Raw genomic sequence first — 15,748 nt, 5'->3', positions numbered from 1 at the left:
GACCATCTACCTGGCCGGACTCCACCTCGCCGCCATCTTCATCTGGTCCGCGCGGTGATCCGAAGGAAACGCCCTAGCCCCGACCCGGCGGGGAGGCCTCTTTCGAGGCGGTCCGGCCGGGCCGGCCCGCGCGCAGCGCCGCCGTGTGCAGGGAGCGCAGGGCGAGCAGCAGGACGCCGATGTCGTCCAGGTAGACGGGGTCCGGGAGCAGGTCCACCGGGGAGATCACATAGATCAGGGCGCCCCAGAAGGCCAGCTTGTTCTCCACCGGGATACCCGCGTCGCGCAGCAGGCGCCGGGCACGCAGGAGCCGCAGGAACAGCACGAGCGCGACGCCTGCCGCCACCACGAGCACCAGCGCCACGACCACGATCAGCGCCACCGGCCAGTTCTGGTCACTCATGGTCCGCCTCCGGCTGTCCGGCCCGGGTGCCCCGTGGCGCAGGGCTGCCTGTCGCGTGACGGGTACCCCGGCGGCTCACGGCGTACGCGAGGCGGCGGCCCGTGCCGCCCGACGGGCGCTGCGGTACGGCCGCTCCTCCTGGCGGTGCCCACGCCGGGAGACCGTCCCTGGACACTAGAGCCACAGGCGCAGGACGAGGCGGGGGACGCGGCGCGTGAACCAGGCGCTGGCGAGGCCGAGGACGGCACCGGCGGTGACGTCGCTGGGGTAGTGGGCGCCGGACTGGACGCGTTCGACGGCCACCATGGCGGCGGGGATCGCGCACAGGCCCCCGGGCAGCGGCCAGGTCGGGACGACGGCGGCGGTGAAGGCGACGGCGGCCGCGGTGTGCCCGGAGGGGAAGGAGGGGGAGTCGGGGCGGTCGTCGACCTCGTCGTGGGGGATCCAGTCCTTGGGCGGCCGGCGGCGGTCGACGAGCTGCTTGCACACGCCGTTGGAGACGAGCTGGGCGACGGCCACCGAGGCCAGGCCCGCCACGGCGGCCGTACGCCCGCGGCGACCGCCCGTCCAGGCCATCACCACGGCGGCACCGCACCACAGCTTGGTGCCCTCCGCCATCTCCTCCACGGCCGACAGCGCGCGGTGCACGCGGGGCGAGGCACCGGCGGCGACCCGCTGGGTCAGCCGCCGGTCCGCCCGATGAATCTGTGCCAGCAAGCTCATGAGCTGCATGTATCCCGTGGTGTGCCGGTACATGCCTCACCATCGGCCACGTCGTTCGATCAGCCTCCGTGCCCACCGGCGCTCCGGCCGCCCGGCGGTGCCCCGCGTACACACCCCCGACGTGAGCGTCGCCGGTGCCGTTCGCCGGAGCCAGTGGCCCCACGTCCCGGTGAACGGCACCGCCGGTGGGAGGGGTTTGTGTCCGCGTACCGATGGGGGGGCGCACTCCGCCTCATTTCGAACGTGGCGTTCACCGATTGGGGTACAGCGTTCGAGTATGTGGCCCACTTTCCGCGGGACCCGATGTATGCAATGACCCAACAGGGAACAGCGGGCCGGGGCTGCGCCACCGGTCCGGACGGTCTGCGTCACGGTGATGGGCGACGCCCGCGGTGACGCACGGGTCAAGAGACGCTGGAAGGACGCACCATGGCGGTGGAGACTGGCACGCAGGAGACCGAGCGCGTCGCAGGACGGGTGTGGACGGTGCGCCTGGACCCCCACGGCCGCCTCGCCGCCGGTGCGGTGAGACTGTCCTGCTCCCGTCCGGCCTGCGCCGACCAGCACTTCCCCGACGGTGCCGCGGCGGCCCGGAAGGCCGCGATCGCGCACGTGAACGCGCATCTGGCGCGCGTCCGCGAGGAAGGCGGGCCGCGGGGCGACGCCTGGTGCGCCTGCCGCGCCGTCGACTGCGCGTGGCACTCCCCCGGCTCCGGCGGGGCGCGCCCGCCGGCGGGGCGGTGCGGCGGGCCCGTGGTGCTGACCGTGTACGCGGACCGGGCCGGACGGCTGTGGCGCGTCGCGGAGACGTGCGCGCGCTGCGCGGCCGCCACCGCCGACTGCCGCGTCCTGGACACCGCCCCGCCCCCGTCCCGCGGCGGCCACGCCGCGGCGGACCGGGCGGCGCGCAAGCCCGAGGAGCAGGCGGCACCGGGGAACGGAGCGGCGGGTGGCATGGCGGCGCTGTTCTCCGACTGCGGCGCCTCCCCCACCGGCACCGTCCCCGCCCCCGCCGGTGCTCCGGCCCGGGTCCCCCAGGCCCGCGCCGTCTCATCGGCCTCTCCGGCCCGGCGGCCGAAGCGACGGGGGAAGATCGCGCAGCGCCTCGTGCCCGACGACCTCGAACCCGAGGCCCTGCGCCGGGAACTCACCGAGCTCGGCGACGCGTTCCGCGCCTACCAGAAGCGCCCCGAACCCGACCTCGCCCTCCTCGCCGCCCTCCACGAACGCAAGGCCCGCGCGTTCGCCCTCTGGGCCGACGTGAGCGGCGACGACACCCTGCGCGAGGAGGCGGAGCGCGCCGAGAAGGCGGCCGAAACCACGCGGGAGATGCACGAGAACCGCACCGGCCAGCCCGCCGACGCGCCGGACGGCGTGCCCGTGGTGGAGCGGCTCCTGACCCGCACCCAGGCGGCGCACGCCCGCGCAGTGCTTGACCACGTCGCCGCGCACACCCCGTGCCCGGGGCCCGAGGCGCGCCTCGCGGTGCTCATGCTCACGCTGCGGGCCGCACGCGCCGGCACCGGGAACGTCACCGGCCAGGACCTGTCCGGCTGGCTCCACAAGGACGCCGAGCGGGTCCTCGAGCAGTTGGTCGAGGCCGACTGGCTGCGGCTGCCCGATGACGTCGCCGACGCGCTGGACTCACGGCCCGAGGACCCCACACTCATCACCGTTCCCGCGCTGCTGCCCGACCGGCCCCGCCCGTTCGGCTTCGGCAAGACCACCCGCGCGAGGCTCTCCGGCTGGGCCCAGAAGGTCGTGGGCGACCGGAAGATCCGCAAGAAGAAGGGCGGTCCCGCCACCCGGCTCATCGCCCTCTACACCGCCGCCCACACCGGCTTCGACGGCCGCCTCGGCCACGCCGACGACGGCGGGCTCGACCTGGACCGAGTGGCCGCGTTCTGCGCCCTGCCGCCCGACCGGGTCACCGAGCAGGTCGAACTCCTGCTGGCCGCCGACTGGTTCGCCGAGGCCGAGATCTCGGCGGGCCGGTTGTGCGGACGGCTCAGCGAGCGCGTCCTGCCGCTCGGAGGGCTGCTGTAGCGCGGCGGCACGGGCACACGCGCGGCGGCGCGGGCGTGCGCGGCGGCCTCCGGGCACCCCGGTCGGCCGCCCGCCGCACCCGGTACCGGGCGGGGTGGAGACCACCGAAGAGCGAGGCCGGTTCAGGCAGCGGACGGCTCGATCTCTCCCGCGAAGACGATGATCTGGTCGATGAGGTTCCGCCGCAGGTGGACGACGTCCGTCCCCGTCAGGCGGGGGCCGTCGTCCGGAGTGGTGAAGGTCCACCGGTACCGCGCCCACTCGTCCGGCATGTCCACCGCCGAGCAGCGCGCCATCGTGCCGGTCCCCGCCGGGTGGCGCCGGATGTCCCGTACGAATCGCTCGACCGCCTCGACGCCCTCGCTGCGGCCCAACGGTCCCCAGAAGACCACGTCCGAGGTCAGGGCCTGGGAGAGCAGCGCCGGGACATAGCTGTCGTCCGAGGTGTTGAACGCGGAGATGAACATGTCGATCGCTGCGCGTGCGGTCTCTTCCTGCATGCACCAGTCATATCAGTGTCCCCGCCGCCTGGCGGCGGAGGCGGCCTCCAGGCGCGTCCGGGGGCGCGTCCGCGTGCCGCCGCCGTGGTGAAGCTCCGTACGGGAGGGGAGCGCGAGCGAGCCGGGCCGGGCTCGATCCCGACCCGCTCGAGGCGCTTGCGAGCGACCACGGGGACACTGCGGGACACCGGCGGGGAGGCGTCGTACGCCTCTCCCGTCCCTGTGGTGCTCCTGTCGCTGCCGGGAAGGGACATGGAACAGTGAGGTACGTCACGGCGCATGTGTGGCGGCGTGTGGGGTAACAGGGGGCACGTGAACGGGGAGTGGGGGCGAAGCCGATGGGATCGCGTGCCGAAGCGCAAGGCTGTACGGCGACCGATGAGCAATTGATGCGTGCCGGGCTCGCCCTGGCCGGCGACGACGGGTGCATCGCGAGCGCCCGCCATCGCGCCACCGCCTTCCTCGACGAGGCGAGCGCCACCCACCGCCTGCCCATATCGTCACGCGCCAGGGACCTCGTCCCGTTGGTGGTCAGCGAGTTGGTGACCAACGCGTACAAGTACGCCCCCGGCCCCGTCCTGATGGAGCTGCGCCTCACCGCCCGGGCCGTGGACGTCGTGGTGTGGGACAGCGACCCGGCCGTCCCTTCGGCCCGGGCCGTCGATCCCGGCAGGATCGGCCAGCACGGCCTGGAGATCGTCAAGGCCGTCGCCGAGAGCCTCTTCGTGGAGCAGGAGCCGGTCGGCAAGCGCATCACGGCCAGGATCGCCCTTTCCGAGCGCCCCGGCGGCGACACGCGGCCCACCGTCTGACCTGGCGGCCGACGGCCGCGGTCCGGCCGCCGGTGTCCCGCCGTCGCGTACGGCGGGACACCGGCGGCCGGGCGTCACATGACCTGGATGCCGATCAGACAGGTGTCGTCGTCGGTGTCGGACTTGCTGTGGGTGAGGAGGCCTTCGAGGCGCTGCTCCAGCGTGGTGGTCGGCAGCCGGGCCGTGGTGAGGAGTTGGGCCAGGGAGTCCTCCACCGACTCCCCCCTGCGTTCCACCAGGCCGTCGGTGTACATCAGCAGGATGTCGTCGGGCTCCATGACCAGCTCCTCCTCCTCGTAGGCGGCCTCGGAGACGGCGCCGAGGAGGATGCCGCTGACGGCCCGGAGCTCCGTCGCCCGCTGTCCCCGGATCAGGACGGGCGGCAGGTGGCCCGCCCGCGCCCAGCGCAGCGTGCGCCGCGCCGGGTCGTACAGTCCGCAGACGGCCGTGGCGGTGACGCGGTCGGTCAGGTAGTGCGCCACGGTGTTCAGCCAGGAGAGGAGTTGGGCCGGGCCCGCGCCGGTGACGGCCAGGCCGCGCATGGCGTTGCGCAGCACCACCATGCTGGTGGCGGCCTCGATGCCGTGCCCGGCGACGTCGCCCACGCACAGCAGGATCTGCTGCGAGGGCAGGACGACGGCGTCGTACCAGTCACCGCCGACCATGGACTCGGACTCCGCCGGGCGGTAGCGCACGGCGACCCGCAGGTCGGCGCTGTCCAGCGGGGCCTGCGCGGGCGGCATGATGGCGTGCTGGAGCTGCAGGGTCAGACGGTTGCGCTCGACGGCCTGCTGCTCGGTGTGGGCCAGCTGGTCGCGGGTCGCGGCCAGCGCGACCTCCGTCCAGTGCTGCGCGGAGATGTCCTGGTAGGCGCCGCGTACGGCCTGGAGCTTGTGCTCGGCGTCGAGGACGGGCTCGGCGATGACGCGCATGTGCCGGGTGACGCCGTCGGGCCGTGCCAGGCGGAAGGCCGCCGAGGCCGGACGGCGGTGGTGCAGCACGGTGCGCAGGAAGCGGCGGACGGTGGCGGCGTCGTCCGGGTGCGTGTGCGACGTCAGTGCCTCCAGCGGTACGGGGCTGGTGTGGCGGGGGCTGCCGTAGAGGTCGAAGAGCTGGTCGTTCCAGACGATCTCGCCCGTGACGGTGTTCTCCTCGAATCCCCCTATCTGGCCGAGGCGTTGGGCGTGCTGCAGGAGGTTGGCCAGGCGTGCCGTCTCGTCCTCGACGCGCCAGATGAGCAGGACGCTGCTGCCGTGGCGGCTGACGCTGATGTCGGCGGTGGTGTCCAGGGGCACCTGGCCGACCAGGGAGGTGAGGGTGAAGCGCCGGGCGCGGAACGGCTCCCCGGTCGCGTAGACGTGCGCGATCTTGTCGAAGAGGTCGCCGCCGCCGACCGCCATGGGGTACGCCTCCAGCAGCATCGCCCCGGCGACGGCACTGCGGGGGCGCCCCGCGGGGTCGACGAAGTAGCTGTTGACGTGGTGGATGCGGAAGTCGGCGAGTTCCCCGTCGGCCCTGACGAACGGGGTGAGCACCAGGGCGGGGTCGTAGAGCCCCTCCGCCAGGTTCACCAGCTCGGAGTCGGCCGGCTCGGCCGACCAGGTCCGCGCCGCGAGCGAGGCCCCCGGCGCGGGGCGGTTGTCGAGGGTGTGCGCGCACAGCTCCGCCAGGGCGTCGATCTGGCGCATGATCTGCGGTGGCTGCGGCTCCAGGGGCTCGGCCCAGCAGATCTCGAGGATGCCGTGGATGCGGCCGCCCGTGCCGGCGGGCACCGCCACCCGGCCGCCGTCGCGGTGCAGCGCACCGCCGATGGACGGCAGCGCCGCCGAGGCCAGCGACGTGACCCGTACGGCCTGGCGTTCGCCGAGGGCCTGGCGGGCCAGGGTGGACACGCCCGGTGGAACGTAGTGCCAGCGCGCGGCCTCGTCCGGCGGGAAGCCCGCGTGTCCGGCCAGGGTCAGCGAGGCGTCGGGGCCGGCCGTCCAGACCGCGACGGCCACGGCTCCCAGGGGCTCCAGGGCGTGCTCGAGGAGGGACTCGGCGACCGCCTGGGTGTCCCGTGAGGCCAGCGCGCCGCTCTCGGCGGTGCGCAGGCGCACGCCGATCGGGGTGTCGTCCGCCGGGGCGCCCGCGTCGCCGCTGGTCCTGCGGACGAACTCCTCGGTGACCTCGGCGACCTGGTCGTGGGCCGCCTGGTTGATGATGTCGGCCGCCAGCTCCAGTTCCGAGACGCCGGACTCGGCGGCCAGGCCGGCCAGTTGCTGCGCGGCCGCGGTCGGGCCGCACTGGAGCCGCTCGATGAGCACGCCCTTGGCGAGCTCGATCAGGGCGCGGCCGTCGGCGGCCGCCTGCGCGGCGCGGATCTCGGCGTGCAGCCGCTCCACGGTGGCGGCCAGGCGGCCCAGGCCGGAGGTGTCCCGGGTCCCGGCCGCGGGAACCGGCGGGCCGTCCGCCGGTACGACGTCCGCCGGCTCGGCGGACGGCTCCGGTGCCGGGGGCTCCGGGACGGACAGCTCCCCCGGGTCCTGCCCGGCGGGCACGGGCAGGTCGCCGTCTCCCGCGGGGTCCTCCGGCGGGCGCGGCGGGCCGGCGGCCTCCGCGGCGCGGTCCCCCGCCCGGGGGTGCGGCAGACCGGCGGTCTCCGTATCGCCCGGTGTCGGCAGGTGCCGGGGGCCGGTGGTCCCGGCGGGGTCCTTCGGCAGGTCAGGAGTACTCACAGCCGCTGACCCCGGTCCGTGTCCAGCCAGCGCCCCATGCAGGCGACCAGGTCGTTGGCGTCCACGGGCTTGGTGACGTAGTCGCTCGCCCCCGAGGTCAGGCTCTTCTCCCGGTCGCCGGGCATGGCCTTGGCCGTCACCGCGATGATGGGCAGATGGGCGTGCGCCGGGTCCTGCCGGATCGCGGACGTCGCGGCGTAGCCGTCCATCTCCGGCATCATCACGTCCATCAGGATCAGGTCGATGTCCGCGTGCTCGCGGAGCATGTCGAGGGCCTTGCGGCCGTTGTCGGCGTGCAGGACCTTCATGCCGTGCATCTCCAGGATGCCGCTGATCGCGTACAGGTTGCGCGCGTCGTCGTCCACCACGAGCACGGTGTGGCCCGCGAGGCTGCCGTCGACGGACTGCGGCGGCTGCTTGCGCGCTTCCTCGGGGCGCACCAGGGGCAGGGCGTCCCCGGGCTTCTCGGCGGACAGGTGCAGGGCGATGCGCTCGCGCAGCTCGTCCAGGCTGCTGATCAGCTCCAGCGGCCGGGTGCTGGCCATGGACTGCAGTTGTCTCTCCTGGGCGCGGTCCAGGCGGCGGCTGTTGTGGGCGAGGACCGGCACGGTCGTGACGGCGGCGTCACCGTCCATGGCGGCGAGGAAGCGCAGGGCCTCGTCCTCGGGCATGTCCAGTTCGAGGACCACGCAGTGGAACGGGCCCTCGGCCAGGCTCTCGGCCGCTTCCTGGGCGCCCACGGCGGTGATGATCTCGATGTCGGCCGTGCGCAGGGGCAGGTCCTGGTTGCCCGAGACGTCGGCGCCCGCGTTCTCGGCCACGAGGGACAGCAGGCCGCGGGAGCGTTCCTCGACGACGAGGAGCCGGCGCTTCGGCCGGGCCGTGAGGGCCGGGCGCTCGGCCGTCTGACCGCTGCTGGCGAGGGCGACGGTACGGCCCGGCGCGGCCGGCGCGAGCGGTTCGTGCGCGGCGGCGTACGGGCTCGCCCCCGCCACCGGCAGGTACAGGGTGAAGGTGCTGCCCTGGCCCGGTGTGCTCTCGGCCGTGACCGCGCCGCCGAGCAGGTGCGCGATCTCCCGGCTGATGGAGAGCCCGAGGCCGGTGCCGCCGTACTTGCGGCTCGTGGTGCCGTCGGCCTGCTGGAAGGCGCCGAAGATGGCCTCCAGGTGCTGCTCGGCGATGCCGATGCCCGTGTCCTTGACGCGGAAGGCCAGCACCGCGTCGACGCGGCCCATGGAGGGCGGCAGCTCCGCGTCGGTGGCCTTCTCGACGCGGAGTTCGACACTGCCCCGGTCGGTGAACTTGACCGCGTTGGACAGCAGGTTGCGCAGCACCTGCCGCAGCCGCGAGTCGTCGGTCAGCAGGTCCGTCGGGATGCCGGGAGCGGTGCTGATGGTGAAGTCGAGGTTCTTCTGCGTGGTCAGCGGCCGGAAGGTGGCCTCCACGTAGTCCACGAGCTGCCGCAGGGCGACCGGTTCGAGGTTGACGTCCATCTTGCCGGCCTCGACCTTGGACAGGTCCAGGATGTCGTTGATGAGCTGGAGCAGGTCGGACCCGGCGGAGTGGATGATGCCCGCGTACTCGACCTGCTTCGCGGTGAGGTTGCGCGTGGGGTTCTGGGCCAGGAGCTGCGCCAGGATGAGCAGGCTGTTCAGCGGGGTGCGCAGCTCGTGGCTCATGTTGGCGAGGAATTCGGACTTGTACTTGGACGCCAGCGCCAACTGCTGCGCCCGGGCCTCCAGTTCCTGGCGCGTCTGGTCGATCTCCAGGTTCTTGGTCTCGATGTCGCGGTTCTGGGCGACCAGCAGGGCGGCCTTCTCCTCCAGTTCGGCGTTGGAGCGCTGCAGTTCGTCCTGCTGCACCTGCAACTCCTCCGACCGGGCCTGGAGTTCGGAGGTGAGCCGCTGCGACTCGTCCAGGAGCTCGTCGGTGCGCGCGTTGGCGACGATCGTGTTGAGGTTGACGCCGAGCGTCTCCATCAGCTGTTCGAGGAAGTCGCGGTGCACCGCCGTGAAGGGGGTGAAGGAGCCCAGTTCGATCACGCCGAGGACCTGTTCCTCGACGACGATGGGCAGCACCACGAGGCTGTTGGGCGCGCACTGCCCGAGACCGGAGGAGATGCTGACGTAGCCGCTGGGCACGTGGTCGGCGGCGATCGTCCGCCGGCTGCGCGCGGCCTGGCCGACCAGGGACTCGCCGAGCTTGAAGCGGCTGTGGCCGGTGAAGTCGGCAGGGCGGCCGTAGGAGCCGACCAGGGTCAGCTCGGTGCCCCCGCGGGTCTCCTCGGCGAGGTAGAAGGCCCCGTACTGGGCGGACACCAGCGGGGTCAGCTCGTCCATCACCAGCTCCGCCACCATGGCGAGGTCCCGGTGCCCCTGCATGAGGCTGGAGATCCGCGCCAGGTTGGACTTCAGCCAGTCCTGTTCCTGGTTGGCCCTGGTCGTCTCGCGGAGCGACTCGACCATGGTGTTGATGTTGTCCTTGAGCTCGGCGACCTCGCCGGAGGCGTCCACGGTGATGGAGCGGGTGAGGTCGCCCTCGGCGACGGCGCTCGCGACCTCGGCGATGGCGCGGACCTGGCGGGTCAGGTTGCCGGCCAGCTCGTTGACGTTCTCGGTCAGGCGCTTCCAGGTGCCGGAGACGCCCTCGACCTCGGCCTGGCCGCCCAGGCGTCCCTCGCTGCCGACCTCGCGGGCGACGCGGGTCACCTCGCGGGCGAACGAGGAGAGCTGGTCGACCATCGTGTTGATCGTGGTCTTCAGCTCCAGGATCTCGCCGCGCGCGTCCACGTCGATCTTCTTCGACAGGTCGCCGTTGGCGACGGCCGTGGTGACGAGGGCGATGTTGCGCACCTGGCCGGTCAGGTTGTTCGCCATGGAGTTGACGTTGTCGGTGAGGTCCTTCCAGGTGCCGGCGACGTTGGCGACCCGCGCCTGCCCGCCGAGCTGGCCCTCGGTGCCGACCTCGCGGGCCACGCGGGTGACCTCGTCGGCGAACGCCGAGAGGGTGTCCACCATGGTGTTGATCACACCGGCGAGCGCGGCGACCTCGCCCTTCGCCTCGACGGTGATCTTCTGTGAGAGGTCGCCGCGCGCCACCGCGGTGGCGACCTGCGCGATGGAACGCACCTGGCCCGTGAGGTTGGAGGCCATCACGTTGACGTTGTCGGTCAGGTCCTTCCAGGTACCGGAGACGCCGCGGACGGTGGCCTGGCCGCCGAGGTTGCCCTCGGTGCCGACCTCGCGGGCGACGCGGGTGACCTCGTCGGCGAACGCGGAGAGCTGGTCCACCATCGTGTTGATGGTGTTCTTCAGCTCCGAGATCTCGCCGCGCGCGTCCACGCGGATCTTCTGCGACAGGTCGCCCTCGGCGACCGCGGTGGCCACCTGCGCGATGGACCGGACCTGGGCCGTGAGGTTGCCGGCCATGAAGTTCACGGAGTCGGTCAGGTCCCGCCAGGTGCCCGACACCCCCTTGACGTCCGCCTGTCCGCCGAGTCTCCCCTCGGTGCCCACTTCCCGGGCGACGCGGGTCACCTCGTCGGCGAACGCGGAGAGCTGGTCCACCATCGTGTTGATGGTGTTCTTCAGCTCCAGGATCTCCCCGCGCGCGGTCACGGTGATCTTCTGCGACAGGTCGCCCTTGGCCACCGCCGTCGTGACCTGCGCGATGTTGCGGACCTGGGCGGTGAGGTTGCCCGCCATGAAGTTCACGGAGTCGGTCAGGTCCCGCCAGACGCCGCCGACGCCCGGCACCTCGGCCTGGCCGCCCAACTGCCCCTCGCTGCCGACCTCTCGGGCGACGCGCGTGACCTCGTCGGCGAACGCGGAGAGCTGGTCCACCATCGTGTTGACGGTGTCCTTCAGCTCCAGGATCTCGCCGCGCGCGTCCACGTCGATCTTCTGCGACAGGTCGCCCTTGGCGACGGCCGTGGCCACCTGCGCGATGTCGCGGACCTGCGTGGTGAGGTTGCCCGCCATGGCGTTGACCGAGTCGGTGAGGTCGGCCCACGTGCCGGAGACGCCCGGCACCTCCGCCTGGCCGCCGAGCGTCCCCTCGGTGCCGACCTCCCGCGCGACGCGCGTCACTTCGGACGTGAACAGCGACAGTTGGTCCACCATGCCGTTGAAGACGGTGGCGATCTCGCCGATCAGCCCGTCGCCCTCGTCCGGCAGCCGGGTGCCGAAGTCCCCGTCGCGCACCGCCGTCAAACCGGCCAGGAGCTGCCGCAGTTCGGCTTCACCCACCTTGGTGCCCCGGGTAGACCGCGCCCGCGGCACCGCATTCGAACCGCCAACCGGCGCCTCAGCCATGTCCAGCCTCGTTCCACTCAGATCCGACAACGAAGAACGCATCAGCGGGCACGCCCGGGGACAGGCGGTCCTGCGTGGTTGTCTCAATGTTGAACCATTGCCGTGTGGCAATAGGTCCAAGACTAGTCCGTCCGGCGGGGAGATAATCGAATCTTGGAATCGCACCGCGCGTCAACGCCGGTCCGCGCCCGGCGTGTGCAAGGGGGCGCGCCGTCCGGCGGCTTGAGGGGCGCGGCCAGGGGCGGGTCCCCGGCGCCTCGCGGGTGCGGAAGATCACTCCGCGGGTCACTCCGTGTCGGCCCCGCCGGGGGTGCCGTACAGTCCTCACATTGTCGTACTGGTGATCGAACGAGGCGCGGCCGGGAGCCGGGAGACGGGGCGGGCATGGCCGGGGTCAGTCGCCGGGGGTTGTTGCGCGGTGGAGCGGCGGCCGGAGCCGCCACGGTCCTGGGGAGCGCGGCGTCGCCGGCGCGGGCCGACGCGGCGGGCGTGAACCCGTCCGTCACGGGCGAGGCGGCCCACGTCCGCGCGCTGCGCAAGGCCCTGGACGACGCGGCGGCCGGCATCGCGGGCCCGCACGGCGTCGACGGCAAGGGCCGGATCATCGTGAAGGCCGGGTACGAGGGCGTCCCCACCTACACCCTGCTCAACACCCTGGTGATCGGCGGCAACACCGTGCTGGACGCGTCCGGTGCCCGGTTCGTGGCCAAGTTCGGCACCACCGCCCGGACGTACACGCTGGACCGGAAGAACCAGCACTCGCCGACGCCGGTGTACGAGACCGACGCTGAGGGCGCGTTCACCGCGCCCGCCGTCAGCGGGGCCAAGGCCGCCACCATGCTGATCAACCACGTCCCCGGTCCCGCCACGAAGGGCTACGCGGCCCCCGGGAACATCATGGTCAAGGGCGGCGAGTGGGACCCCGTGTCGGCCTGGGTCTGGCAGGACTCGGGCGAGGCCAGGGCCCGCGCCGACAAGGCCCCGCCGATGAACGTGCTGACCTTCGTCCACACCCAGGACGTCGAGGGCGCGGACGTGACGGTCTGGAACGTCAAGTGGTGGCACGCGGTCGAGCTCAACGCCGTGCGCCGGGGCGTGGTCCGTGACTGCTTCTTCAAGGGCTGGGTGGAGGACCCGACGCAGGGCCTCTGGCACGGCGAGGCGATCCAGCTCGACCTGCCCCTCTCCGGCAACACCTGGGCCGGCGCGAGCGACGGCACGCCGACCGTGGACGTACGGGTGCTGCGCAACTACGCGGGCGCGTCCGGCTCCCAGCCCTCCTGGGCGAAGCTGGTCGGCTCGCACACCGGTGGCGAGAAGGCCGGTCAGGTGCACGCGCGCGTCCTGATCGAGGGCAACGTCGTCGACGGCGCCAAGTGGGACGCCGTCGGCGTGATGAACACCACCGCCGTCACCGTGCGCGGCAACACGGTCAACGACAGTTGCGGCGGCGTCTACGTCAGCTCCCTGACGGCGCGGACGACCGACCGGCCGCCGGTCCCGGTCGCCCCGAACCCCGTCGCGGGCGTCGACATCGTCGACAACCGCGTGACGGTGGCGGCGGGCGCTTCCGGGGCCCGGCGCGACGCGGTGCGGGTGAACGCGGACACGGCCGGGTTCGTCTCACCGGTGAGCGACGTCGCGGTCACCGGCAACACGGTCGGCGGCGCGGGCTTCTCCTACGGCGCGCACGTGACGTTCCGGCCCGGCACCACACCGCAGCGCTGACGGGACCCGCGGTCTCCGGCAGGGCGGGGGCGGGAGGGGCGGCGAGCGGGCGCGCCGGGCGGGCGGGGCCGAACATGACCGCGGCCGTACACCTTGCCCGGTGAATTCGGCAGCTCAGGCAGGGCCGAACGGGTGGAGATGCACCCGGAGGAGGGGGCAGGCGTCACTACGCTCCGAGGCCATGACCTCTTCCACCGCCGTGAAGCCAGAGCAGCAGGGCTCCCTCCTGGGCACCCTCATCGTCATCCCCTGGGCCAACGAGCCCGCGCCCGACTCCGGCGACGCCGTGACGCCGTTCCTGCTCGTGTGTTCCCGCGGGGACGGCCGCGACGGGCCGGAGGCGGGCGCGGAGGCGCTGCGGGCCGAGCTGGAGAAGGCCGGTCTCACGGTCGGCTCGGGCGGCACGGACCTGACCCGCGTCGGCCGCTCCCCCATCACGCTGCTGGTCGAGGCCGGTCAGGCGGCGCTGAACATGCCCTTCCTCCAGGTGCAGTGCCCGGTCTCCCCGCAGTGGCAGCAGGCGGCGCAGGAGAGCGGCCAGGCCCACCTGATCTGCTCGGTGCGCCCGTTCCCCGAGGCCGTGCAGGGCGAGCCGGTCAGTGCCGAGGAACTGCGCGCGTTCGTCTCGGACGAGCGGATGGTGCCGACCAGCGCCCGCTGCCTGCTGCCGGTCCGCAGGGTCCGTACCTGAGGTCCGTACCCGGTACGCACGACCGGTCCCACGCGCCCCGGGGGCGCGGACGGATATCCGTCCGCGCCCCCGGGGCGCTGTCGCGCCGGGACACGTCCCCGTCGGCGCCGGGCGCGGGAGGGGGGGTTCAGCGGCATTCCTGGATGCGGACCAGGTTGCCCGCCGGGTCGCGGAAGGCGCAGTCGCGCACGCCGTACGGCTGGTCGGTGGGCTCCTGGGCCACGTCGGCGCCGCCGGCCCGCACCCGCGCGAAGCAGGCGTCGAGGTCGTCGGTGGCCAGCACGATGGTGGCGTAGGTGCCCTTGGCCATCATCTCCGTGATGGTGCGGCGCTCGTCCGGGGTGACACCGGGGTCCGTGCCCGGCGGCTCCAGAACGATGTGGGTGCCGGGCCGGTCGGCCGGGCCGACCGTGATCCAGCGTTCGCCGTCGATGGCCACGTCGTTGCGGACCTCGAATCCGAGGGAGTCGCGGTAGAAGGCCAGGGAGGCGTCCGGGTCGGAGTGCGGCAGGAAGCTCGCGTGGATGGTGACGTCCATGGCCCGCACGCTAGGCACGGTGGTGCGGCCCGCGCTTCTTCGATCCTGACCGGTGCGAGCGTGACCGGTGACGTACGGCCTGTACGGGGAGTCAGCCGGAGCGGTGGGTTCCGACCGCCATGACACCGCGCGCGGCGACCTGTGAGACTGGCTCCTTCCGGCCGCCGCGTTCCCCGGCGGCGCCAGCGACGAGGAGCTCGTGTGGACGTACAGGACCGTTCCCGGCCGGTCATCCCGGCACCCGCCGACGTGTGGATGCTGGTGGTGCAGCACCCCACCGCGCTGCGCCGGTCCACCCGCGAGCTCGCCACCGCGCTGACCGCCGCCTACGGCAGCCGCTTCGCGGTCTGGCACACCGACGAGCTGCTCTTCGGCGTCCAGGACGGGCGGTTGGTGCTGCGCACCCTGGGCGGTGCCGACCTGCCCGCGCCCGAGGTGGTGTGCGTACGCCAGGTCGCCGGGCCCATGCGCGACGACCGCGAGGTGACGCTGCTGCGGCACCTGGAGCGCATGGGCAGCACGCTGGTGAACTCCGTCGACGCCCAGCTCAACAGCCGCAACAAGGTCTGGCAGCTCCAGGAGCTGGCCCTGGCGGGGCTGCCGGTGCCGGACACGCTGTCGTACGCGACCGCGCCGCTCGAAGGCGTCGTGCGCAGCAGCCATCTGCGGGCGCCCTGCGTGGTGAAGTCGGTGCGGGGCTCCCGGGGCGGGCAGGTCTTCCTCGCGCCCGACGCCCGGCTGCTGCGCCAGGTGGCCGGGAGCCTCCAGCAGGACGCGCCGTTCCTCTTCCAGGAGCTGGTGGCGCCCTCGCACGGCCGCTGCCTGCGCGTGGTCGTGGTGGACGGCGAGCCCGTGGACACGGTGCTGCACACCTCCGGCGGGGACGCCCTCGCCGCCAACATCGCCCAGGGCGGCTCCGCCACCCCCTGCCCGGGCCGCTACCCGCGGGCGGAGGAGCTGGCGGTACGCGCCGCCGCGGCCGTGGGTCTGGACATCGCCGGGGTGGACCTGCTGTTCGCGGGCGAGGACACCTACACCGTCTGCGAGGTGAACGCCGTCCCCGGCTGGCGCCCCTTCATGACCGCGGTCGCCCCGGCCATCACCGCGTGCCTCGCGCGCCGTCTCGCCGACCGCGAGCGCTCGGGCCGCCGCGCTCCGGCGGCGCACGGAGCGGGGCACCGCGCCCAGGGGGCGTACGGCACCAAGGGGTGACCCGGCTCCCGCGCGCGCCTCGCGTCACAGCCGGGTCGGGCGGTGCGACGCCGGCGCCAGGCCCC

11 protein-coding genes are annotated in these 15,748 nt (G+C 73.3%); 5 read left to right on the top strand and 6 right to left on the bottom strand.

The annotated features are described in order from the left end of the window. Positions 1–73: 73 nt before the first annotated feature. Both QK440_RS24805 and QK440_RS24800 read right to left on the bottom strand, forming a co-directional pair. The gene (locus QK440_RS24805; protein WP_282795408.1) at positions 74–403 is read right to left on the bottom strand and encodes a YkvA family protein; all 330 of its coding nucleotides are present in this window, start codon (positions 401–403) and stop codon (positions 74–76) included. Positions 404–577: 174 nt separating this feature from the next. Then, complete coding sequence (locus QK440_RS24800) at positions 578–1,126, bottom strand: phosphatase PAP2 family protein (protein ID WP_282795407.1); 549 nt, start codon at positions 1,124–1,126, stop codon at positions 578–580. A 429-nt stretch (positions 1,127–1,555) separates the two neighbouring features. On the opposite strand from QK440_RS24800, the gene QK440_RS24795 reads away from it, so the two are divergent. Then, positions 1,556–3,172 (top strand): hypothetical protein, encoded by a 1,617-nt coding sequence (locus QK440_RS24795; RefSeq protein WP_282795406.1) that lies wholly within the window; start codon positions 1,556–1,558, stop codon positions 3,170–3,172. Between the two features lie 122 nt (positions 3,173–3,294). Here the strand turns inward: QK440_RS24795 and QK440_RS24790 are convergent, their stop codons facing one another. Continuing rightward, the gene (locus QK440_RS24790) at positions 3,295–3,672 is read right to left on the bottom strand and encodes a nuclear transport factor 2 family protein (RefSeq protein WP_282795405.1); all 378 of its coding nucleotides are present in this window, start codon (positions 3,670–3,672) and stop codon (positions 3,295–3,297) included. A 338-nt stretch (positions 3,673–4,010) separates the two neighbouring features. Here QK440_RS24790 and QK440_RS24785 point away from each other — a divergent pair, with 338 nt between their 5' ends. After that, the gene (locus tag QK440_RS24785; protein WP_282795404.1) at positions 4,011–4,484 is read left to right on the top strand and encodes an ATP-binding protein; all 474 of its coding nucleotides are present in this window, start codon (positions 4,011–4,013) and stop codon (positions 4,482–4,484) included. Positions 4,485–4,558: 74 nt separating this feature from the next. Here the strand turns inward: QK440_RS24785 and QK440_RS24780 are convergent, their stop codons facing one another. Both QK440_RS24780 and QK440_RS24775 read right to left on the bottom strand, forming a co-directional pair. After that, a complete protein-coding gene (locus tag QK440_RS24780; protein WP_282795403.1) occupies positions 4,559–7,201 on the bottom strand; it encodes a SpoIIE family protein phosphatase in 2,643 nt (880 codons plus the stop codon). Further along, positions 7,198–11,481: a HAMP domain-containing protein gene (locus QK440_RS24775; protein WP_282795411.1), complete on the bottom strand. Its 4,284-nt coding sequence runs from the start codon at positions 11,479–11,481 to the stop codon at positions 7,198–7,200. Before QK440_RS24775 ends, QK440_RS24780 begins: the two co-directional genes overlap by 4 nt. A gap of 417 nt (positions 11,482–11,898) precedes the next feature. On the opposite strand from QK440_RS24775, the gene QK440_RS24770 reads away from it, so the two are divergent. Further along, on the top strand, positions 11,899–13,242 hold the full coding sequence (locus QK440_RS24770) for a hypothetical protein (protein ID WP_282795402.1): 1,344 nt from the start codon (positions 11,899–11,901) through the stop codon (positions 13,240–13,242). A 181-nt stretch (positions 13,243–13,423) separates the two neighbouring features. After that, positions 13,424–13,933, top strand: a complete 510-nt coding sequence (locus tag QK440_RS24765) for a DUF5949 family protein (RefSeq protein ID WP_282795401.1) — start codon at positions 13,424–13,426, stop codon at positions 13,931–13,933. 127 nt (positions 13,934–14,060) lie between these two features. On the opposite strand, the gene QK440_RS24760 is transcribed toward QK440_RS24765, so the two are convergent. Next, positions 14,061–14,471, bottom strand: coding sequence for a VOC family protein (locus QK440_RS24760; protein WP_282795400.1), 411 nt, complete (start codon positions 14,469–14,471; stop codon positions 14,061–14,063). Between the two features lie 201 nt (positions 14,472–14,672). Here QK440_RS24760 and QK440_RS24755 point away from each other — a divergent pair, with 201 nt between their 5' ends. Then, positions 14,673–15,683 (top strand): RimK family alpha-L-glutamate ligase, encoded by a 1,011-nt coding sequence (locus QK440_RS24755; protein ID WP_282795399.1) that lies wholly within the window; start codon positions 14,673–14,675, stop codon positions 15,681–15,683. Positions 15,684–15,748: the final 65 nt, after the last annotated feature.

It is taken from the genome of Streptomyces sp. CC224B (assembly GCF_030010595.1).
Classification (GTDB): Bacteria; Actinomycetota; Actinomycetes; order Streptomycetales; family Streptomycetaceae; genus Streptomyces; species Streptomyces longispororuber.
This window is presented reverse-complemented; position numbering and strand designations above follow the sequence as displayed.